Origin of the sequence: Kitasatospora sp. NPDC086009, from assembly GCF_044540385.1 — a bacterium.
GTDB lineage: Bacteria > Actinomycetota > Actinomycetes > Streptomycetales > Streptomycetaceae > Kitasatospora.
The window spans coordinates 1-19,186 of record NZ_JBITSA010000028.1 but is presented as its reverse complement, the minus strand read 5'-3'; the positions used below and the strand labels follow the sequence as shown (position 1 = coordinate 19,186).

The 19,186-nt window shown below is 75.5% G+C and carries 20 protein-coding genes; 8 read left to right on the top strand and 12 right to left on the bottom strand.

Annotation, left to right across the window (positions count from 1 at the left end; translation table 11 throughout):
• The first annotated feature begins 70 nt into the window (after positions 1 to 70).
• On the top strand, positions 71 to 1,285 hold the full coding sequence (locus tag ACIF6L_RS36185; protein WP_396490738.1) for a globin domain-containing protein: 1,215 nt from the start codon (positions 71 to 73) through the stop codon (positions 1,283 to 1,285).
• A 96-nt stretch (positions 1,286 to 1,381) separates the two neighbouring features.
• Here ACIF6L_RS36185 and ddaH read toward each other — a convergent pair whose 3' ends face one another.
• On the bottom strand, positions 1,382 to 2,209 hold the full coding sequence (gene ddaH, locus ACIF6L_RS36180; protein ID WP_359807807.1) for a dimethylargininase: 828 nt from the start codon (positions 2,207 to 2,209) through the stop codon (positions 1,382 to 1,384).
• A 310-nt stretch (positions 2,210 to 2,519) separates the two neighbouring features.
• Complete coding sequence (locus ACIF6L_RS36175; protein ID WP_396490739.1) at positions 2,520 to 3,422, bottom strand: MBL fold metallo-hydrolase; 903 nt, start codon at positions 3,420 to 3,422, stop codon at positions 2,520 to 2,522.
• Positions 3,423 to 3,712: 290 nt separating this feature from the next.
• Here ACIF6L_RS36175 and ACIF6L_RS36170 point away from each other — a divergent pair, with 290 nt between their 5' ends.
• Positions 3,713 to 4,495 carry an SGNH/GDSL hydrolase family protein gene (locus ACIF6L_RS36170; protein ID WP_329491165.1) on the top strand — a complete coding sequence of 261 codons (783 nt, stop codon included), beginning with the start codon at positions 3,713 to 3,715 and terminating at the stop codon, positions 4,493 to 4,495.
• Between the two features lie 7 nt (positions 4,496 to 4,502).
• Here the strand turns inward: ACIF6L_RS36170 and ACIF6L_RS36165 are convergent, their stop codons facing one another.
• Positions 4,503 to 4,934: a DUF2809 domain-containing protein gene (locus tag ACIF6L_RS36165; protein ID WP_396490740.1), complete on the bottom strand. Its 432-nt coding sequence runs from the start codon at positions 4,932 to 4,934 to the stop codon at positions 4,503 to 4,505.
• A 205-nt stretch (positions 4,935 to 5,139) separates the two neighbouring features.
• Here ACIF6L_RS36165 and ACIF6L_RS36160 point away from each other — a divergent pair, with 205 nt between their 5' ends.
• Both ACIF6L_RS36160 and ACIF6L_RS36155 read left to right on the top strand, forming a co-directional pair.
• A complete protein-coding gene (locus ACIF6L_RS36160; protein ID WP_359807801.1) occupies positions 5,140 to 5,544 on the top strand; it encodes a hypothetical protein in 405 nt (134 codons plus the stop codon).
• Between the two features lie 155 nt (positions 5,545 to 5,699).
• Positions 5,700 to 7,142, top strand: a complete 1,443-nt coding sequence (locus tag ACIF6L_RS36155) for a DUF2252 domain-containing protein (protein ID WP_396490741.1) — start codon at positions 5,700 to 5,702, stop codon at positions 7,140 to 7,142.
• Between the two features lie 52 nt (positions 7,143 to 7,194).
• Here the strand turns inward: ACIF6L_RS36155 and ACIF6L_RS36150 are convergent, their stop codons facing one another.
• The 4 genes from ACIF6L_RS36150 to ACIF6L_RS36135 all read right to left on the bottom strand — a co-directional run bounded on the left by ACIF6L_RS36150 (position 7,195) and on the right by ACIF6L_RS36135 (position 11,734).
• Complete coding sequence (locus tag ACIF6L_RS36150; RefSeq protein WP_396490742.1) at positions 7,195 to 7,890, bottom strand: alpha/beta fold hydrolase; 696 nt, start codon at positions 7,888 to 7,890, stop codon at positions 7,195 to 7,197.
• A gap of 74 nt (positions 7,891 to 7,964) precedes the next feature.
• Positions 7,965 to 9,551, bottom strand: coding sequence for an MFS transporter (locus ACIF6L_RS36145; RefSeq protein ID WP_396490743.1), 1,587 nt, complete (start codon positions 9,549 to 9,551; stop codon positions 7,965 to 7,967).
• Positions 9,548 to 10,111, bottom strand: a complete 564-nt coding sequence (locus ACIF6L_RS36140; RefSeq protein ID WP_329491159.1) for an XRE family transcriptional regulator — start codon at positions 10,109 to 10,111, stop codon at positions 9,548 to 9,550. Before ACIF6L_RS36140 ends, ACIF6L_RS36145 begins: the two co-directional genes overlap by 4 nt.
• Before the next feature lie 192 nt (positions 10,112 to 10,303).
• On the bottom strand, positions 10,304 to 11,734 hold the full coding sequence (locus ACIF6L_RS36135) for an MFS transporter (RefSeq protein ID WP_396490744.1): 1,431 nt from the start codon (positions 11,732 to 11,734) through the stop codon (positions 10,304 to 10,306).
• A 70-nt stretch (positions 11,735 to 11,804) separates the two neighbouring features.
• Here ACIF6L_RS36135 and ACIF6L_RS36130 point away from each other — a divergent pair, with 70 nt between their 5' ends.
• Positions 11,805 to 12,794, top strand: a complete 990-nt coding sequence (locus ACIF6L_RS36130; RefSeq protein ID WP_396490745.1) for a GlxA family transcriptional regulator — start codon at positions 11,805 to 11,807, stop codon at positions 12,792 to 12,794.
• Between the two features lie 149 nt (positions 12,795 to 12,943).
• Here the strand turns inward: ACIF6L_RS36130 and ACIF6L_RS36125 are convergent, their stop codons facing one another.
• On the bottom strand, positions 12,944 to 13,171 hold the full coding sequence (locus ACIF6L_RS36125) for a hypothetical protein (protein WP_396490746.1): 228 nt from the start codon (positions 13,169 to 13,171) through the stop codon (positions 12,944 to 12,946).
• A 49-nt stretch (positions 13,172 to 13,220) separates the two neighbouring features.
• On the opposite strand from ACIF6L_RS36125, the gene ACIF6L_RS36120 reads away from it, so the two are divergent.
• The 3 genes from ACIF6L_RS36120 (at position 13,221) to ACIF6L_RS36110 (ending at position 15,810) form a co-directional block, all read left to right on the top strand.
• Positions 13,221 to 13,895: an LppX_LprAFG lipoprotein gene (locus tag ACIF6L_RS36120; RefSeq protein WP_359837357.1), complete on the top strand. Its 675-nt coding sequence runs from the start codon at positions 13,221 to 13,223 to the stop codon at positions 13,893 to 13,895.
• Positions 13,896 to 14,075: 180 nt separating this feature from the next.
• Positions 14,076 to 15,431, top strand: coding sequence for a DUF5685 family protein (locus ACIF6L_RS36115; protein ID WP_396490747.1), 1,356 nt, complete (start codon positions 14,076 to 14,078; stop codon positions 15,429 to 15,431).
• A 169-nt stretch (positions 15,432 to 15,600) separates the two neighbouring features.
• A complete protein-coding gene (locus ACIF6L_RS36110; RefSeq protein ID WP_396490748.1) occupies positions 15,601 to 15,810 on the top strand; it encodes a hypothetical protein in 210 nt (69 codons plus the stop codon).
• A gap of 282 nt (positions 15,811 to 16,092) precedes the next feature.
• Here the strand turns inward: ACIF6L_RS36110 and ACIF6L_RS36105 are convergent, their stop codons facing one another.
• From ACIF6L_RS36105 to ACIF6L_RS36090, 4 genes are all read right to left on the bottom strand, one after another.
• Positions 16,093 to 16,251, bottom strand: a complete 159-nt coding sequence (locus ACIF6L_RS36105) for a hypothetical protein (protein WP_352296657.1) — start codon at positions 16,249 to 16,251, stop codon at positions 16,093 to 16,095.
• Between the two features lie 112 nt (positions 16,252 to 16,363).
• Positions 16,364 to 16,765 (bottom strand): TIGR03618 family F420-dependent PPOX class oxidoreductase, encoded by a 402-nt coding sequence (locus ACIF6L_RS36100; RefSeq protein WP_352296660.1) that lies wholly within the window; start codon positions 16,763 to 16,765, stop codon positions 16,364 to 16,366.
• 128 nt (positions 16,766 to 16,893) lie between these two features.
• The gene (locus tag ACIF6L_RS36095) at positions 16,894 to 17,526 is read right to left on the bottom strand and encodes an MBL fold metallo-hydrolase (RefSeq protein WP_329491149.1); all 633 of its coding nucleotides are present in this window, start codon (positions 17,524 to 17,526) and stop codon (positions 16,894 to 16,896) included.
• Positions 17,523 to 18,608 carry an S-(hydroxymethyl)mycothiol dehydrogenase gene (locus ACIF6L_RS36090; RefSeq protein ID WP_329491148.1) on the bottom strand — a complete coding sequence of 362 codons (1,086 nt, stop codon included), beginning with the start codon at positions 18,606 to 18,608 and terminating at the stop codon, positions 17,523 to 17,525. Before ACIF6L_RS36090 ends, ACIF6L_RS36095 begins: the two co-directional genes overlap by 4 nt.
• Positions 18,609 to 19,186 lie beyond the last annotated feature (578 nt).

Here is a 19,186-nt window from a genome sequence, read left to right as displayed (position 1 = left end):
CCGACCCGCCGGGTCGCGCCTCCACACGACCTTTAATACGCATCTCAGATGCCAGTTCGGAGTGAGCCCCATGCTGTCCGCCAAGTCCGCCGAGATCGTCGAAGCCACCCTGCCCGCCGTGGGCGGCGCGATCGGCGCGATCACGCCGCTCTTCTACGACACACTCTTCGCCGACCACCCGGAGCTGCTGCGCGACCGGTTCAACCGGGGCAACCAGGCCAACGGCACCCAGCGGCAGGCGCTGGCCGGCTCGATAGCCGCCTTCGCGTCCGCCCTGATCGCCCACCCCGACCTGCGGCCGGACGCCATGCTCGCCCGGATCGCCCAGAAGCACGTCTCGGTCGGCATCCGGAACGACGAGTACCCGATCGTCCAGAAGTACCTGTTCGCCGCCATCGTCGAGGTGCTCGGCGAGGCCGTCACCCCGGAGGTCGCCGCCGCCTGGGACGAGGTGTACTGGCTGATGGCCAACGCGCTGATCGCCATCGAGGACCGGCTGCGCGCCGAGACCGCCGCCGCGCAGTCGGGCGACCCGGACGACCTCTGGCGCCGCTTCACCGTGATCGCCCGGCGCCGGGAGACCGACGACGTGACCACCTACCTGGTCCGCCCCGCCGACGGCGGCCCCGTCCCGCCCGCACGGCCCGGCCAGTACGTCTCGGTGCGCGCGGCGATGGCGGACGGCGCCCGGCAGATCCGCCAGTACAGCCTCTCGGGGAGCTCCGGCGGCGCGCTCCGGTTCACCGTCAAGCGGGTCGGTGCCGGGGCCGACGGGGCACCGGCCGGCGAGGTGTCCAACCACCTGCACGACCACCTGCACACCGGCGACGTGGTCGAACTCGCCCCGCCGCTCGGCGACCTCACCCTCGCCGACGGCGCCGGACCGGTGCTGCTGGCCTCGGCCGGGATAGGCAACACGCCGATGACGGCCATGCTGGACCACCTCGCCGCCACCGGCTCCCCCCGAACGGTGATCTCCGTGCACGGCGACCGGAACCAGCACGCGCACGCCTTCCGGGCCGAGCTCGACCGGCTCACCGCCGAGCTGCCGAACGCCGTCGCGCACGTCTTCTACGAGCGGCCGGTGGGCGACTGGCCCGCCGAGCGCACCGGCCTGGTCGACCTCTCGACGGTGCCGGTCCCGGCCGGGACCGTCGCCTACCTGTGCGGGCCGCTGCCCTTCCTGCGCTCGGTGCGGGCCCAGCTGCTCGCGGCGGGCGTGGCGGCCGCCGACATCCACTACGAGGTGTTCGGCCCCGACCTCTGGCTGGGACAGGACGCCTGAGCCCTGGCGGCCACTGCCGGACCACCGCTGCCCGAGCGACCCCGGCCCGAGTGCCCTCCCGACGGCCGGGGGCGCTCAGCGGACGGCCGGGGGCGCTCAGGCCGGCCGCAGCTCCAGGGTGCAGCACTTGGCGCCGCCGCCGCCCTTGAGCAGCTCGGAGACGTCCACCGGCACCGGTTCGTAGCCGTGCTCGGCCAGCCGGCCGGCCAGCGCCTTGGCGGCCTCCGGCAGCAGGACCCGCCGCCCGTCCGAGACCGCGTTGAGGCCGAACACCTCGGCGTCCGCGCGGTCGGCGAGGATCGCGTCGGGGTAGAGGCTGCGCAGCAGCGCCTGGCTGTCGGGCGTGAAGGCCTCGGGGTAGTACATGACGTGGTCGTCGCCGAGGACGGCGAGCGCGGTGTCCAGGTGGTAGAAGCGCGGGTCGACCAGGGTCAGGCCGAGCACCTGGACCCCGAACAGGGCCCGGGCCTCGGCGTGCGCCGCCGGATCGGTACGGAACCCGGTGCCGGCCAGCACCCGGCGGCCCACCACCAGGTGGTCGCCCTCCCCCTCGTTGACGTGCCCCGCCCGGTGGACCTCGCGGTAGCCGGCGGACCGGAACCACGCCTCGTGGGCGTCGGACTCGCCGGCCCGCTCGGGATGCCGGAAGGTCGCGATCAGGGCCCGGCCGTCCAGGACGGTTGCCCCGTTGGCGGTGTAGACCATGTCGGGCAGGCCCGGCACCGGCTCGATCAGCTCGACGGTGTGGCCGAGCCGCCGGTAGATCGAGCAGAGCCGCTCCCACTGGCGGACGGCGAGCTCGGTGTCGGTCGGCCGGGCCGGGTCCATCCAGGGGTTGATCGCGTAGTCGACGGTGAAGTGCGTCGGCCGGCACATCAGGTAGCGCCGCGGCCTCGCGGTGCGCTCCGGGGTTCGGTTCGGCATGCGGCTACCTCCGCCGTCCGGGACTGCTGGGATCGGGATGCTGCGCGCTGGGGCGCCGGGGCGGTGGAGAACGCGGCCTCGGGTACCGGAGCACGTGGGGGCGTGCCGGTGCGTAGCGCACCCCCAAGGGCGGCTGCCCACGCGAGTCAGTTCGCACACATGAGCGGACACCATCGCCGGGTGCAACCCCCCGCGCACCCGGCGCGCACCCCGGCGCACGGGGGCGCCGGGTGCAGGGGCGCCGGGCACCGGGGCACGGGTGCGCGGAGGCACCCTCACGGTGCCGGGGCGCCGCCGCCCGGCCGCCGGCCTACCAGCGCAGGACGAAGTCGACCGGCCTCGTCCGCAGCCCGGCGCACCGCTCGGCCAGCGCCCGCAGCCGCCGGTCGGCCTCCTCGGCCGGCATCCGCCGCCGGTCGCCGTGCCCCGGCAGCACCCACTCGAAGCGCAGGCGCCCGACGCCCCGGGCGAGCGAGGCCGCCAGCTCCTCCATCGAGTACCAGGTGACCCCGTCGGCCACCTCCAGGTCGCCGGTGGTGCGCGACCAGTAGAAGCTGTCGCCGCTGAAGCAGTACCGGTCGTCGGCCACGTACAGGACGCTGCCCGGGGTGTGCCCGGGGAACGGGTGGGCCACGACCCCGGGGGCGATCTCGACGGGTTCCCGGCCGCGCAGCACCCGGTCGGCGTCGGGCGCGGCGTCGAGGTCCCCCTCGTGGATCCAGAGCCGCGCGCCGAACCGGTCGGCGTACGCGCGGCCGTGCGCCGCGTGGTCGCGATGGGTGAGCAGCACGTCGGTCACCGGGCCGAGCGCCTCGTAGCGGGCGGCCAGCGGTTCGGCGTACCGGGGCGTGTCCACCATCAGGTACCCGCCGGGCCGGCGCAGCAGGTACGCGTTGGCGCCGGCGGTGTGCTGGGAGTTGTGGCCGCTCAGCAGCAGGTCCTCGTCGAGCGCGAGCGGGAACGGGTCCCGTGCCGGGTCGAGCGGCCGGCCGCGGAGGCGGACGGAACGGGTGGGGCAGGCGTGGGCGGCGGCGTACAGCTGCCGCAGCTCGGCCTCGTCGCGGGGCGGGCGGACGACCTCGGAGCGGCCGTCGCGCTCGTGGATCAGATCGGGGGCGAGCTGGCGGGCGACGTCGCAGTTGGTGCAGCGGTCGTCGACGTACCAGCCCGTTCCGGGGGTCCTGGACGCGGTGAGGGGATCGGTGTCGGTCATGCTTGCGCCCTCCTGGGTGGGGCGCCCGCCGAACGGCGGGGCCCTTCCAGGGTGGGCACCGGCGGACCGGAAGCGGAAGGGGGTCGCGATCTTGTCATTTCTCCGACGGAGCTATCCGGGTCACCGCCCTGACGGGCCATCAGGTCGGTTCGACCGCCCGCCGCGCCTGGCGCGCCCCGCCCCCCGCGATATTCCCGGAACCTGCTGAATCCGTACGTGGTCCATCTCACGTCCCCCCGGGGGCCACCTACGGTGGCGTAGGTCACTTGAGACAGTGAACTATCTCCTTCATGCCGAACCTCCAGGAGACTCTTGACCTCAGTTCGTACGCGGCCCTCGGAGACAGCTTCACCGAGGGGCTCAACGACCCCGGCGTCGGCGGCGCCTTCGCCGGCTGGGCCGACCGGCTCGCCGGCCTGCTCGCCGACGGACGCCCGCCGGGCGAGTTCCGCTACGCCAACCTCGCGGTGCGGGGCCGGCTGCTCGACCAGGTCACGGCGGAGCAGGTGCCGCAGGTCCGGCGCATCCAGCCGGACCTGGTGACCTTCTGCGCCGGCGGCAACGACATCCTGCGACCCGGCAGCGACCCGGACGAGGTCGCCGAACGCTTCGAGCGCGCCATCGTCCAACTCACCGAGTCCGCCGGGACGGTGCTCATCTGCACCGGCTTCGACACCCGGGGCGTGCCACTGCTGAAGCACCTGCGCGGCAAGATCGCCACGTACAACGGCCACATGCGGGCCGTCGCCGACCGCAACGGCTGCAAGGTCGCGGACCTCTGGTCACTGCGCGCGGTGCAGGACCGCCGGGCGTGGAGCGAGGACCGCCTGCACCTCTCGCCCGACGGCCACCAGCGGGTCGCCCTGCTGGCCGCCCGCTCGCTGGGCCTGCGCACCGAGCAGGACCCGGAGGCGCCCTGGCCGGTCCTGCCGTACCAGTCCGCCGCCGACCAGCGCCGGGAGAACCTCCAGTGGGCGCGCGAGTTCCTGCTGCCGTGGGTCGGCCGCCGACTGCGCGGCGAGTCCTCCGGCGACCACGTCGAGGCGAAGCGGCCGGAGCTGCTCCCGCTCTGACGAACCGTCAGGCCCGGCCGGGTGCGGTCCCCCTCCCCACGGAAGCGGACCGCACCAGCCGGACCGCCCCCGCGTGCAGCAGCGCGGCGGCCGCCGCGCCGACCAGGTACCAGCAGAGGTCCGGCGCGTTGAAGGTGGACCCGAGCACCAGCCGGGCCACCGTGCTGCGCCGCGCCAGGCCGTCGGGGACGCCGGTAAGCTGGAACAGCTCCACCACCCAGCTCAGCCCCGCCGCCACCGCACCGGCGGCCACCGGACGCAGCCGCGGCGCGACGAGCACCACCAGGGCGTACACCAGCACCGTGTAGAGCGCGTCGCCCGCGTACTTGGCGAGCTCGCCCCCGCCGACCGCCCGCACCCCGAGCCCGGCCCCCACTACCAGCACCGCCGCCACCCCGGCCACCGCCCGGACACCGCCACTCCCCCGAAGCTCACCCATCGGGCCACCCTAGGGGGTGTCGCGAGCCGGGGACCACCCGGTGCCGCGGTGGCGCCCGGTCGATGGGGGACGGAGAATCCTTGGTGGTCCCGGTCGGTCCGGAGCCGCCCCGCGCGCGGTCGGCGGGCGCCGCCGCCGACCCGTACGCGCACGCCTCCTCGGGGGCGTCCACCGGTCGGCGGTGGTGGCACGATCCGGAGCTGACATGACCGATCCGCGCACGATCCTCTGGCAGGCACGCCAAGGCCCCGTACCGACGGACTGGCACGTCTTCACCAAGAGGCGGGGCAAGCTGAAGGGGTTCTTCCGGGGGACCTCGGACGATCCGGACCCGCTGCTGGTCATCACCCCGGACGGCACCGTCGAGTACACGGACGAGCGCCACCCGCCGACCGTCGTCGACTTCTACGCCCTCACCGACATCACCCTCCAGGTGAGGGGGCAGAGCTTCTCCGACAGCACCATGGTGAACCTCGCCGTGTGGATCGACCTCCAGTACCGCGACGGCACGAAGGCGAAGTGGCGGTCCGCGTCCTTCCCGGGCGACCTGCGGGCCGTCCAGGGCTTCATCGAGGCGTACGGCGCCCACAAAGCACTTCTCGGGGGCTGACGCCGCGCCCCGCCCCCGCAACCGCGGCACCGCCCCGGGCGTCCCTCCCTCCCGACGGGTTGTCCGGGCGGGCGGGTAACCTGCTGCCCGGCCCGCCGACGGGCCGGGTCCGCGCAGGTCGCGGGCGGGAACGACAGAGGACGGGGCGGGGCACCATGACGCAGCTCACCGAAGCGGTGGAGGAGTCCGGCGTGCGGGCGGAAGCGGCCGGCCGGGGGCGGCGGTTCGCCGTCGACGGGTTCGCGCCGCACCACGACGGCCGCTCCCGCGAGCGCGGCAAGGCCCTGCGCGAGCGCATCCCGCGCCAGCGGCACGCCGAGTTCGCCACCGCCGACGACCGTCCGACCGCCATAGCGGCGATCGAGGCGTCCAACGCCGGGCGGATCACCGAGCTGGTCCCGATCCGGCTGGGCCGGATGGCGGCCACGCCGTTCGCCTTCCTGCGCGGCTCGGCCGGCCTGATGGCCGCCGACCTCGCCCCGACGCCCACCTCCGGGATCACCGCCCAGCTCTGCGGCGACGCGCACGCGGCCAACTTCGGCCTGTACGGCGACGCCCGCGGGCAGCTGGTGATGGACATCAACGACTTCGACGAGACCGTGCCCGGCCCGTGGGAGTGGGACCTCAAGCGGCTCGCCGCCAGCCTGGTACTGGCCGGCCGCGAGGTCGGGGCCGACGAGACCACCGCACGCCAGGCCGCGTTCGACGCCGCCGGCTCATACCGCCGCACCATGCGCGCGCTGGCCAAGCTGCCCGTCCTGGACGCCTGGAACGCCGTCGCCGACGACCAGCTGGTCTCGTTCGCGCAGGCGCACGACCTGGCCGACGCCCTGCAGAAGGTCGGCACGAAGGCGCTGGGCAACACGAGCGCCAGGTTCGCGGCCAAGTCCACCGTCCGCGCGCAGGACGGCGGCCTGCGGTTCACCGCGGCGCCCCCGGTGCTCAGCGAGGTCCCGGACGCGACGGCCGCCGCAGTGGCCGCCGCGCTGGGCCCCTACGTCGGCACGGTGCCCGCGGAGCTGCACCCGCTGCTCGCCCGCTACCGGGTGCAGGACGTGGCGTTCCGCGTGGTGGGCACCGGCAGCGTCGGCACCCGCTCGTACGTCGTGCTGCTGACCGACCACCGGGAGCAGCCGCTGGTGCTCCAGGTGAAGGAGGCCCGGCCGTCGGTCCTGCTGCCGCACCTGGCCCGCGCCGGGTACCCGGTGACCGCGCCGGAGGGCCACGAGGGCCGCCGGGTGGTCCTCGGCCAGAAGCGGATGCAGGTGGTCAGCGACACCCTGCTCGGCTGGACCACCGTGGACGGACTGCCCTACCAGGTACGGCAGTTCCGCAACCGCAAGGGCAGTGTGGACCCGGCGGCGCTGCTGCCCGCCCAGCTCGACGACTACGCCAGGATCACCGGCGCCCTGCTCGCCCGGGCCCATGCGCACACCGCCGACCCGGGCCTGATCACCGGCTACTGCGGCAAGAACGAGGAGCTGGACGAGGCGGTCGCCACCTTCGCGGTGGCGTACGCGGACCGGACCGAGGCGGACCACGCCGACCTGGTCACGGCCGTCCGGGCGGGCCGGCTCCCGGCCGAGCACGGCGTCTGATCCCGGGCGCGGCGCCGCCCCGGTCGCCCGGGGCGAGCGCCGCGCTCGCCCCTCAGCGCCGGGCGACGTCCAGGAACGGCGCGACGGCCGCGACGAACTCCGCCGGCCGGGTGTGGTGCACCAGGTGCCCGGCCTCGACGGTGACCACCCGGCAGTCGGGGATCCGCCCGGCCATCTCGGCGATCCGGTCCTGCGGGACGTGGCTCGCCCGGCCCCCGGCCACCACCAGGGTGGGTGCGGTGATCGCGGCCATCCGCTCCAGCCAGACCGGCTCGGGGGTGTCCAGCTGCGCCTTGACCGGCTTCACCACCGCCCAGTCGAAGTCCACCGGCCCGGCGGGCGCGTCGGCCACCGGGGCCGCCGGCCGCGGGTAGGGCGCGGGGACGTCCTCCAGCACCAGCCGGCCGACCCGCTCGGGGTGCTCCTGCGCCAGCAGGTACGCCACCACACCGCCCATCGAGTGCCCGACGACATCGACCCGGTCCAGCCCGAGGGCGTCCAGGAAGGCGAGGACGTCGTCCCGCATCGGCTCGACGCCGTACCGGCCGGGCCGGCCGCTGTCCCCGTGGCCGCGCAGGTCGAGCGCGAGGACGCGGTGGCGCGGCGCGAGGTCCGGCAGCACGCCGGCCCAGTCGGTGGCCCGCTCGCCGAGCGCGTGCAGCAGGAGCAGCGGCGGGGCACCGGGCGGGCCGGACTCGCGGTAGGCGAGGGTGACCTCCGGCAGTTCCACGGTCCGATGATCGGTCATGCCGATCACCGTATGCCGTGGCTCCCGCTGCCGACAGGCCGTTCGCCCACCGCTCAACCCGGCCGGTCACGGTCCTATCCCCGGGCCCGTACCTCGCCGGCCCGCACCTTCCCGGCCTGTACCTCGCCGACCGGCACCTCGCCGACCCCGCCGGCCCGCACCTCGCCGACCCCGCCGGGGGCGGGCGCTCCGGGTCCGGCCTGCCCGGGCAGCGGTACCGCCACCGGTCCGCCGTCCTCCCGGGCCGCCGCCCGGCTCGCGAGCACCGAGGCCAGCACCGCCAGGGCGGCCACCGCCGCGCAGACGGCACTGGCGGAGGTGTACGCGGCCCGGTGACCGCCACCGCCGCCCGTCGCGCGCAGGTAGACACCGGAGAGCGCCGAGACGCAGACCGCCGCCGCTATCCGCTGCGCCATCTGCAGGATCGCCCCGCTCACCCCGGCCGCCTCGGCGGGCGCATGGCGCAGCACATACGCCTGGTTGGTCGCGCCCATCACTCCCGCGGCCGCGCCGCCGAGCAGTTGCAGCCCCGCCAGCAGCCAGGGCAGCCCACCCGTCGGCGCCCACCGCACGACCAGGCCGCCGGTGAGCATCACCAGCGCCGCGAGCGTCAGGCCCGCGGTCACGGTCCGCCGGCCGAAGCGCTGCACCACCCGCCAGGCGAGCGCCGAGGCGACGCCCATCGAGACCGCCGAGGGCAGCGCGACCAGCGCCGCGCCCATCGGGGAGAGGCCGAGCCCGTCCTGCAGGAACATCGCCAGCACCAGCCCGGCCGCCACGGACGAGCCGAACTGGGCCATCGCCACCGCCGTGCCGAGCGCGTACGGCGCGGACCGGGTGAGCGCCGGGTGGATCAACGGGTGCCCGCCGGCCCGGGCGCAGCGGCGCTGCCACCACACCAGCGCGCCCAGCAGCAGGGCCGCGCCGGCGCCGAAGGCCAGCCAGCCGGTCCAGGCGGGCGGCTGCACGAACGGCAGCATCAGCGCCAGGGTCAGCGCGGCGACCAGCAGCAGCCCGACCAGGTCGAGGTCGGCGTTGCGGGCACTGGGGCGCGGGCGCGGCAGGCAGCGGGCCGCCAGCACGACGGTCGCCAGCCCGAACGGCACGTTGAGGAGGAAGGTCAGCCGCCACCCGAACTCCGGTCCGACCGCGGCCAGCCCGGCGCCGCCGATCGGCGGCCCGAGCGCGAAGGCCAGGCCGCCGGTGACGGCGTACATCCCGAGCGCCCGGGCCCGCAGCTGGCCGTCGAACACGTCCTGGATGGTGCCGATCATCTGGGAGTTGACCAGCCCGGCCCCGGCGCCCTGGAGCAGCCGGGCGGCCACCAGCACCCAGGGCTCGGTCGCGGTCGCGGAGAGCACGCTGACGGCGGTGAACACGGCCAGGCCGGTGACGAAGAACCACTTGCGGCCGCGGACGTCGCCGAGCCGCCCGCCCGGGACCAGGGCCAGGCCGAAGGCGAGCGAGTAGCCGGCGACGATCCACTGCAGATGGGCGGGGCCGGCGTGCAGGCTCTCCCGGAGGGCGGGTATCGAGGTGTTGAGGACGGACTGGTCGAGCAGGGTGGTGAACCCGCCCGCGACGCAGACCAGCAGGACGCGGCGCCCGGCGGCGTCGAAGCGCTCCCGGGGCGGCGCCGCCGGGCCGGTGGCGGGGGTCACGGCTCCACCACCACCAGGACGTAGCGGGCGGCCTCGGGCCCCGGGCTGCGGAACCGGGTGCTGTCGGCGGTGAACCGCAGGCAGTCGCCGGCCGCGAGCTGCTGCGGCTCGCCGTCGACGGTCAGCTCCAACCGGCCCTCCAGCAGCCAGAGGTGGTGCTCCAGGCCGGGGACGGACGGCCGGTCGTAGGCGATGTCGGCGCCCGCCGGCAGCAGCCCCTCGATGATCTCGGCCCGCAGCGAGCCGTCCGGCGGGGACACCGAACGCCGCACGAACCCCGTCGCCTCGTCACGCCAGACCCGCTGCTCCCCGGCCCGGACCAGCCCGGCCGGGGCCGACTCGACCTCGGCGAGCAGCCGCGACATCGTGCGCCCGTACACGGCGCAGAGCCGACCGAGCAGGGCGGCCGTCGGGCTGACCTCCGCCCGCTCGACCCGGGACAGCGTGGACCGGCTCACCTCTGCCCGGCGCGCCAACTCCTCCAGCGTCCAACCGCGTTCGACGCGGAGTTCGGCCAGTCGGATGGCCAGCCGCTCGTCGGCGGCCGTATCGATTCCCATATTCGCGATGCTATCCCGGATATGGGATCACTTACAGGGCGCGGGCCCCGGCCGAGCGGCCCGGCGGTGGGCGCCGGCGCGTGGCGTGCACGGCCGCGCCCCGGTGATGCCACCGGTGTGCGGCCGGTGCGCGGCGCGATCACCCCCGGCGGCACCGGCCGCTCCGCGCCCCGGCGCCCACCCGGCGGTACGTCAGCAGTCCGGGGCCTCCGAGGCCGCAGGTCCGGGTCGGCCCGGCGCCTCCGGCGTGCCGCCCGCGGGAGCGGCACGGCCCAGCGTGCGGATCGCCGGGATCGCGAACAGCGCCACGCAGCCCGCCAGGCAGGCACCCGCCGACACCAGCAGCAGCCGCCCCGGGGAGGCCAGCGCGGTGGCCGGTCCTGCCAGGATCTGACCGAGCGCGATCCCGGACACCGAGCCCGCCAGCTCGTACGCGCTGACCCGGTTGAGCACCGCGGGCGGGGTGTGGGTCTGCACACTGGTCGCCCACATCACCGACCAGAACGCCCAGGCGCCGCCGCCGAGCACGTGGCCCGCCAGCAGCACCGGCAGGCCGGTGTCCAGTGCGACGCAGAGCGGCAGCACGGTGTACAGCGCCATCGCCGCCGCACCGGCGGCCAACGGCCGGGCCGGGCGCACCCGCAGGGCCAGCAGCCCGCCGAGCACCGTTCCGACGCCGAGGAAGGAGACCGCCAGACCGTAGGCGTTCGGGCCGAGCCGGGCACCGACCAGCGCCGAGCTGAGCGGCACCAGCGGACCGAAGAGCAGCACGCCGTAGCCCACCCAGATCAGGATCACCGCCCACATCCAGGTGCGCGCACGGAACTCCTGCCAGCCCTGGCGCAGGTCGCGGCGGAGCGAACCGCCGGTGCGGGCACCGGGCTCGGCGCCCGCCGGGGAGCCGGCGGCGGCCGGGGCGGCCTCGGGCGCGCCGGCCGGGGCGAGCCGGATGAGCGCCAGGCACAGGGCGCTGAGCAGGAAGGTGGCGCCGTCGATCGCGTAGACCGTCCCGGCGCCGGTCAGCGCGATCAGCAGGCCCGCCAGGGCAGGGCCGAGCAGTTGGGCGAGCGCGTCGGCCACCTTGAGCGTGGCGTTCGCCCGCTGCGGCTCGCGGGCGACCAGCGGGACCATCCCGTTCACCCCCGGCTGGAACATCGCGGTGGCCGCACCCGCCAGCGCCGCCATGGTCACCAGCAGCCAGAACGGCGGCGGTCCCGCGAAGAACGCGGCGGCCAGCACCCCCTGGGTGAGCACCCGGGCGAGGTCCGCGCCGACCATCATCCGGCGCGCACCGACCCGGTCGGCGAGCACCCCGCCGAACAGGACCAGGGCGACGACCGTCCCGGTCCAGATGCCGAGGACGATGCCGACCCCGGAGATCCCGTAGAGCGCGCCGACCGCGAGTGCGGTGGCGACCGGCATCATCGCGTCGCCGACCAGCGAGACCGCGCGGGCGACGAAGTAGAGCGTGAAGCGCCGGTCCCACAACGGGGGCCGGGCGGGCGGCGGACCGGTCCGGGCGGCGCGAGTGGTCCGGACGTTCCGGGTGGTCCGACTGTTCTGCGCGTCCTTGGTGTTCCGGCTGTTCTGTGCGTTCTGGGTGTGCGTCTGCGAGGTGGTCACAGCACGATGGTGGTCTGGACCATTCGACCACCCCAGTGTCCCGAACGACATGATGGGGTACTTTCGCGCCATGACGCTTCGTCCGCCGCCCGAATCCCCGGCGCCGCACCGGGTCGTGGCCCTGCTCCAGCCCCCGCAGTCGACCTTCCTGCTGGCCTGCGCGACCGAGGTGCTGGGCGACCACGGCCCGGCGATCCCCGCCCGCTACACGTTCGAGGTCTGCACCGAGCACCCCGGCCCGGTGCGGACCCAGGTCGGCTACGACCTGCTGGTCACGGCAGGCCTGGACGCGCTGGAGCGCGCGGACACCGTCCTGGTCCCCGGCTGGCAGCAGCCGGCCGGCACCGAGGTGCCGCCGGCGGTGGTCGAGGCGGTCCGCCGGGCACACCGGCGCGGCGCGCGGATCGTCGGCATCTGCTCGGGCGCCTTCGTGCTCGCCGCCGCCGGACTGCTGGACGGCCGGCGGGCCGCCACCCACTGGGCCCGGGCCGCCGAACTGGCCGACCGGTTCCCCCAGGTCCGGGTCGACCCCGCGGTGCTCTACGTGGACCACGGCGATGTCGCCACCAGCGCCGGATCGGCGGCCGGCGTCGACCTCTGCCTGCACCTGGTGCGCACCGACCACGGCGCCGCGCACGCGATGCGGATCGCCCGGCAGATGGTGATGCCGCCGCACCGCGAGGGCTGCCAGCTGCAGTACGCCGAACTGCCGACCTCCGGACCGGTCACCGACTCGCTGGCCCCCCTGCTGGAGTGGCTGGGCGGGCGGCTGGACCAGCAGGTCAGCGTCGCCGAGATGGCGCTCCACTCCCAGGTCTCGGGCCGCACGCTGACCCGGCGCTTCACCGAGCAACTGGGCATCAGTCCCGGACGCTGGCTGCTGGACCGGCGGATCGCCGCCACCCGGGCCCTGCTGGAGGAGACCGACCTGCCGGTGGAGACCATCGCGCACCGGGTCGGCCTCTCCTCGGCGGTCAACCTGCGCCGGCGCTTCCACGAGGCACTGCGCACCACGCCCGCCGCCTACCGGCGGGCCTTCCGCTCGGACCCGACCCGATAGGCCCAGGGCCGCCGCGGGACCACCCGGGGCCGAGTCGCACCACCCCGCCGGAACGCCCCTGACCTGGCCCGATAGGGTCGGTGGGCCGGGCGGGTGCGGAGCACGCACCACCACGGGGACGTCGCACCGCGCGGCGGGCCCGGCCGTCGTCACCGTGTCACCACCAGGTCGGGGGAAGAAGTGCGCCGTTCCACAGGTCTCGTCAGTACCGTGCTCGCGCTGCTGTGCGCGGCGGGCTGCTCGTCCGCCACCGGCGGGAACGCCGCCGGGCCGTCGGCGAGCGGCTCGGCGAGCGTTTCGGCGTCGGCGGGCGCACCGGCGGCGAGCACCGCGGCCGTGAGCACCCCGCTGCCGTCCGGCGCTCCGGCGACGCCCACGGGTGCCACGAGCGCCCCGGCCGCGCCGTCCGCGGAGCATACCGCCGCCGTGCACGAGGCCGCGGCCGCCACCGGCCGCACCAGCGCCAGGGTCGGCCAGACCGTGCAGCTCACCAACGGCGACACCACGTACAACCTGGCCGTGGCCGGGGACTTCGACATGGCGGCGGACCGGGGGCAGCTCGGCGTCGACCTCCCCGGGGGCGCGATCAGCCACCTCGACGAGGTCTTCGCCGACGGCCAGGTGTACGTGCGCGGCTCGGCGGGAGTGCCCGCGGGGTCCTGGGCGGCGATCGACCGCGAGCGGACCGTCGCGCACGCCCTGCTCCGGTCGCCGGTCAACGACCCGGAGCACGTCCTGCAGCAGCTCTCCACGCTGACCCGGGTCGTCCGGAACGGGGAGGAGGAGCTGGACGGCGTCCGCACCGTGCGGTACAGCGGCGTACTGGCCGACGACGCCGTCGTCCTGCGCCTGGCACCGGAGGTCCAGGCCAAGCTGGCGACCTACCGGAGCCTCGGCGGCGGCGACCTCCGGATCCCGGCCGAGGTCTGGGTCGACCCCCAGGGCCGGGTGGCGAAGGTCCGGCTGGTCCTGGACATGGACCCGATCCACGCCGTCACCACGGTCACCTTCACCGAGTTGGGCAAGCCGGTGAAGGTGTCGCCGCCCCCGGCGAAGAGCACCAGCGCGGTCACCGAGCTCTCCGGCGTCCTCACCGGCTGACCGGCCCGCGCCGGGCGCGGAGCCGGTCCCGCACGCCTGCGGCCTGCGCCGCGACCTCCGGCGGACGGCCTCCCCGCCGGTGTTACCCACCTGGTTCTCAACCCTTCCAAAGCCGTGAACTGCCGGTCATATGATGTCCGCGATCGGGGGCCGACCAGGGCCCGCGCACCAAGGGGGATCATGTTCGGGATCATCAGGCCGTGTCGGCACCGGCTCTCCGAGCGGCTGCAGGCCTCGTGGATGGCTCATCTGTGCGGACTCTGCCTGGCACTCAGGGACGACCACGGCCAACTGGCCCGGACGGCCACCAACTACGACGGTCTGATCATCTCGGTGCTGGTCGAGGCGCAGAGCGCGAAGGACGACGCCTCCTGGCGCCGCACCGCCGGGCCCTGCCCGCTGCGCGGGATGCGCACCGCCTCGGTCGCCAAGGGCGAGGGCGCCCGGCTGGCGGCCGCCGTCTCGCTGGCGCTCGCCTCGGTGAAGATCCGCGACCATGTCGAGGACCGGGACGGCGTGTTCGCCCGGCGCCCGGTCGCCGCCGGGGCCCGCGCCGTCACCAGGCGCTGGGACCGCAAGAGCGCGGGCGGCGCCTCGGCGGTCGGCTTCGACACCGCCGTCCTGCTCGACGCGGCCTCCCGCCAGGGCGCGTTGGAGCGTGCGCTGCCCCCGGGCGGGTCCGTCCTGCTGGTCACCGAGCCGACCGAGAGCGCCACTTCGGCGGCGTTCGCCCACACCGCCGTCCTGGCCGGCCGGCCCGGCAACGCCGAACCGCTGGCGGAGGCGGGGCGTCTGTTCGGGCGGCTCGCCCACCTGCTGGACGCCGCCGAGGACCAGGCCGAGGACGCCGCGAGCGGAGCCTGGAACCCGCTCACGGCGACCGGCACCGACCGGGCCGAGGCCGAACGCCTCTGCCGGGACGCCGTCCACGGCATCCGGCTCGCGCTCCGCGAGGTGGAGCTGACCGACCGGGCCCTGGTGCACACCCTGCTCGCGCACGAGACGGAGCGGGCCGTGGAGCGCGTCTTCGTCCCGGCCGCGCACGCCGCCACCTGCCGGACCCGGACGGCGCCCGCCGACGGCGCCGCCGGGCACGGTTCCGCCGGGAACGGGGGCGCCGGGCACGGGGGCGCCGGGCACGGCGCCGACCCGTACGGTTCCGACCCGTACCGGTCGGCGCCCCGGCAGGACCCGGGGCAGGCGCCGCCCGCCGGTCCCGGCGCGCCGATCCCGCCCTGGGTGCCGCAGGGCCCCGGGTTCACCCCGCCCGGCGGCCGTCCCCCGCACCGGCGCAACCTGCTGGCCGGCTGCGCGGTCTGGGCGCTGATGGCCTGCACCTGCCAGCTGATGTGCTGCTCGCACGACGATCCGTTCTCGCGCGAGCGCAAGGAGGGGTGGTGCGCACGGCAGGACGTCGACTGCGGGGACTGCGGGGACTGCTGCAGCAACTGCGGTGACTGCTGCAACTGCTGTGGAGACGGCGGGTGCTGCGACGGCTGCGGATGCGACGGGTGCGACTGCGGCTGCGACTGCTGAGCACCGCTGCCCTGCGCGGGCCGGGCGCGATCGCCGCCCGCGCAGGGCAGCTGACCCCACCTCAGGTGGAGCCGGGGTCGTCCGCGAGGCCGGGCCGCCCGGCGCGGCGGCTCCGACCTGCGACGGACCACGGCTCCGCGACTTCTTCGCCCCGCTGCCCGCCGAGGGCATGCCCTGGGTACTGGAAGCCTTCGGGGTGCGCGACCGGATACCGCCGGAGACGGCACGCCCGCAGTACGGCAGCCTCCGCGGCGAACGCACGCTCGCCGTGTCCCGGGCCTGTCTGGGCGCCTTCTTCGACCGACACCTGCTCGGCCGCCCGAGCGCACTGCTGAACGGCCCCTCGGCGGACTACCCGGAGGTCCGCTTCGTGAAGTAGTCCACGCCCGCACCGGCAGCCACGGCCACGCCGCCACCGGCGCCGACAGCGACACCCGCACCGGCGCCGACACCCGAGCAGCCGGCTCCCCCGCCCCGGGCCGGCCCGGCCGGGTCCGGCAGCGGGACACGTCCCGCCACCGGCAGCCCGCCCGTCGCCGAACCGGACAGCGGATCCGGCAGCGAACCCGACCAACCCGGCCAAGGAGCGGACACCGGCCCGCGCTGCCAGAGCGGCAGCACCGCGACCGGCCCGCGCTCACCGGCCGTCGTCACCCCTGACTCACGCATCGAACCCCGCCTCGGCGGCCGCCCGACGGTCCGCCGTCAGCGAGTCGCCCAGGCGCGCCAGCAGCACCCGGAAGCGCTCCGTGTCCTGCTCCGTCATCCGCCCCTCGGGCAGCGCCCGCCCGCCCTGCTCCTCGACCGTTCCCTCGTTCATGCCGCCGACGCTAGGCGCCGGCGATCAACGGCCGATAAACACCCACATCACGGAGGCACCACGGGTACCACGAAGCTCCGGGCACACCCACGGACCGCTGCCGTCGCGGCCGTTACGCCCGGCCGAGCACCCGGTCGACGGTGATCTCGATGACCACGCGGTCCGGGTTCACCCGGGGCTCGCGGTACCGCTCGGTGTACCGCCGGACGGCATCGGCCACCGCATCCGGCTCGTCCCGCACCACGGCCACGCCCTCCAGCGTCGACCAGCGCGCGCCGTCCACCTGGCAGACCGCCACCCGCATGCCCTCGGCCCCGGCGGCCTGCACATTGCGCACCTTGCGACTGGTCCGGCTGCTGATCACCCGCGCCGTCCCGGTCTCCGGCTGGTACGTCACCCCCACCGGCACTACGTGCGGCGAGCCGTCGGGGCGCCGGGTGGTCAGCGTGGAGATGTGCCGCTCCCGCCAGAAGGCGAGGAAGGCTTCGTCGAGTGCGTGCGGATCATGGGCCATGCCCGCGATCGTACGGCGCCCGGCCCGGTGCGCGGGGCACCGGGCCGGGCATCGCCCCCGGTCACCGGCCGGGGCCGGGGCCGGCGGCCGGAGCTGGAGCCGGGGCCGGTGACCGGGGACCCTCGCGGTCAGTGGCCGCGCGCGATCCACTCCGGAAGTGCGGGCGCCTCGGCGGCGATCGTGGTCGGGTCGCCGTGGCCGGTGCGGACCACCGTCTCCGGGGGGAGCGAGAGGAGGCGGTCCCGGATCGAGTCGATGATCGTCGGGAAGTGCGAGAACGACCGGCCGGTGGCGCCCGGGCCGCCCTGGAAGAGGGTGTCGCCGGTGAAGACCGTGCCGAGCCCGGGCGCGTGGAGGCAGACCGCGCCGGGCGCGTGGCCGGGGGTGTGCAGCACGGTCAGCTCGGTGCCGGCCACCTCGATCCGCTGTCCGTCGGCGAGTTCGCCGTCCGGCAGGCGGTCCGGGTGGGTGAGCTTCCAGAGCGGCAGGTCGTCCGGGTGCAGCAGGATCGGCGCACCGGTGCGGTCGGCGAGCGCCGGGGCCGCGTCGATGTGGTCGTTGTGCGCGTGGGTGGAGACGATCGCCAGCAGGCGGCGCCCGCCGAGGGCCGCCTCGATCGCCTCGGCGTCGTGCGCCGCGTCGATCACCACGGCCTCGTCGTCGTCACCGACGATCCAGACGTTGTTCTCCACCTCCCAGCTGCCGCCGTCGAGGTCGAAGGTGCCGGCCGTGACCAGCCGGTCGATCCGCGCGCCGCTCACAGGATCACCACCGAACGGAGCACATCACCCTCGTGCATGCGCGCGAACGCCTGCTCCACGCCGTCGAGTTCGATGGTCTCGCTGACGAACGCGCCGAGGTCCAGCCGGCTCTGGAGGTAGAGGTCGATCAGCATCGGGAAGTCCCGCGACGGCAGGCAGTCGCCGTACCAGGAGGACTTCAGCGCGCCGCCCCGGCCGAACACGTCCAGCAGCGGCAGCTCCAGCGTCATCTCCGGCGTCGGGACGCCGACCAGGACGACCGTGCCGGCCAGGTCACGGGCGTAGAACGCCTGCTTGTACGTCTCCGGGCGGCCGACCGCATCGATCACGACGTCCGCGCCGTGGCCACCAGTCAGCTCGCGGATCGCCTCCACCGGGTCGGCGGTGCGGGAGTTGATGGTGTGGGTGGCACCGAGCTTCTCCGCGGTGATCAGCTTGCGGTCGTCGATGTCCACCGCGATGATCTTCCCCGCGCCGGCCAGCCGCGAGCCGAGCACGGCCGCGCCGCCGACACCGCCGCAGCCGATCACCGCGACCGAGTCGCCCCGGCCGACGTTGCCGGTGTTGATCGCGGCGCCGATGCCCGCCATCACACCGCAGCCCAGCAGGCCCGCGACGGCCGGCTCGGCCCTCGGGTCGACCTTGGTGCACTGGCCGGCCGCGACCAGGGTCTTCTCCGCGAACGCGCCGATGCCCAGCGCCGGGGACAGCTCGGTGCCGTCCAGCAGCGTCATCTTCTGCTTGGCGTTGTGCGTGTCGAAGCAGTACTGCGGGCGCCCGCGCTCGCACGCGCGACACTGGCCGCAGACCGCACGCCAGTTGAGGACGACGAAGTCACCGGGAACGACCTCGGTGACGCCCTCGCCGACCGACTCCACGATCCCCGCCGCCTCGTGCCCCAGCAGGAACGGGAAGTCGTCGTTGATGCCGCCCTCCCGGTAGTGCAGGTCCGTGTGGCAGACGCCGCAGGCCTGGATCCGCACCACCGCCTCGCCCGGCCCGGGGTCGGGTACGACGATCGTCGTCACCTCCACGGGCGCGCCCTTGGCACGCGCGATGACTGCCTTCACCTGCTGGGCCATCCGATTCCACCTCCGTCGGCCGGTGCGGCTCTGCACCGGCGTGACCTGCGTCAAACGACTTGCCCACGAAGCGTATCGCCCGGTGCGGGGCGCGCCCGGCGAACGGCCCCGGTGATCCCGCTCACCGCCCCCGGGCGGCGGGGGCGCGTGGGCACGACCGAGCGCCTGTCATCGGCCCCTCAACCACCCCGCGTTGGCTGGAATGGTTGCTGACTGTGGCTCGGCGCCCACGTACGGTCGTAACGACCCGTCCGACTCACCCGCCCCGTCCGCCCGCGTCGCCGCCCCGGCCGGCCGCACCGTGCCAGGCCTCCCCGACCGACCGTTCCCGCCGATCCGCCCCGCCCTGCACCACCCCGGCACCCCCTGCGCCGTCCCGACCGCCCGCCCCGACCGCCCATCCAGACCGCCCGCCCGCCCCGACCGCATGCCCCGCCCCCGCGCACCTCCCCGGATCCACCCCCCGTCGGGCCGCCCCCGCGGCCCACCGCCCTGGAGTCTGGAGTACGGATGTCCGCCGAGAACAGTGCCACCCGTGCCACGACCGGCCCCGCCGAGACCCATGCGCCCGGCCCGCC

Bases quoted from the DNA above. Each gene is read 5' to 3' on its own strand.
- ACIF6L_RS36110 (WP_396490748.1), top strand. From the start codon at position 15,601: ATGCCCTGGGTACTGGAAGCCTTCGGGGTGCGCGACCGGATACCGCCG.
- ACIF6L_RS36175 (WP_396490739.1), bottom strand. From the start codon at position 3,422: ATGACCGACACCGATCCCCTCACCGCGTCCAGGACCCCCGGAACGGGC.
- ddaH (WP_359807807.1), bottom strand. From the start codon at position 2,209: ATGCCGAACCGAACCCCGGAGCGCACCGCGAGGCCGCGGCGCTACCTG.
- ACIF6L_RS36100 (WP_352296660.1), bottom strand. From the start codon at position 16,765: ATGGCCCATGATCCGCACGCACTCGACGAAGCCTTCCTCGCCTTCTGG.
- ACIF6L_RS36090 (WP_329491148.1), bottom strand. From the start codon at position 18,608: ATGGCCCAGCAGGTGAAGGCAGTCATCGCGCGTGCCAAGGGCGCGCCC.
- ACIF6L_RS36170 (WP_329491165.1), top strand. From the start codon at position 3,713: ATGCCGAACCTCCAGGAGACTCTTGACCTCAGTTCGTACGCGGCCCTC.
- ACIF6L_RS36105 (WP_352296657.1), bottom strand. From the start codon at position 16,251: ATGAACGAGGGAACGGTCGAGGAGCAGGGCGGGCGGGCGCTGCCCGAG.
- ACIF6L_RS36155 (WP_396490741.1), top strand. From the start codon at position 5,700: ATGACGCAGCTCACCGAAGCGGTGGAGGAGTCCGGCGTGCGGGCGGAA.
- ACIF6L_RS36185 (WP_396490738.1), top strand. From the start codon at position 71: ATGCTGTCCGCCAAGTCCGCCGAGATCGTCGAAGCCACCCTGCCCGCC.
- ACIF6L_RS36115 (WP_396490747.1), top strand. From the start codon at position 14,076: ATGTTCGGGATCATCAGGCCGTGTCGGCACCGGCTCTCCGAGCGGCTG.
- ACIF6L_RS36130 (WP_396490745.1), top strand. From the start codon at position 11,805: ATGACGCTTCGTCCGCCGCCCGAATCCCCGGCGCCGCACCGGGTCGTG.
- ACIF6L_RS36150 (WP_396490742.1), bottom strand. From the start codon at position 7,890: ATGACCGATCATCGGACCGTGGAACTGCCGGAGGTCACCCTCGCCTAC.
- ACIF6L_RS36160 (WP_359807801.1), top strand. From the start codon at position 5,140: ATGACCGATCCGCGCACGATCCTCTGGCAGGCACGCCAAGGCCCCGTA.
- ACIF6L_RS36140 (WP_329491159.1), bottom strand. From the start codon at position 10,111: ATGGGAATCGATACGGCCGCCGACGAGCGGCTGGCCATCCGACTGGCC.
- ACIF6L_RS36165 (WP_396490740.1), bottom strand. From the start codon at position 4,934: ATGGGTGAGCTTCGGGGGAGTGGCGGTGTCCGGGCGGTGGCCGGGGTG.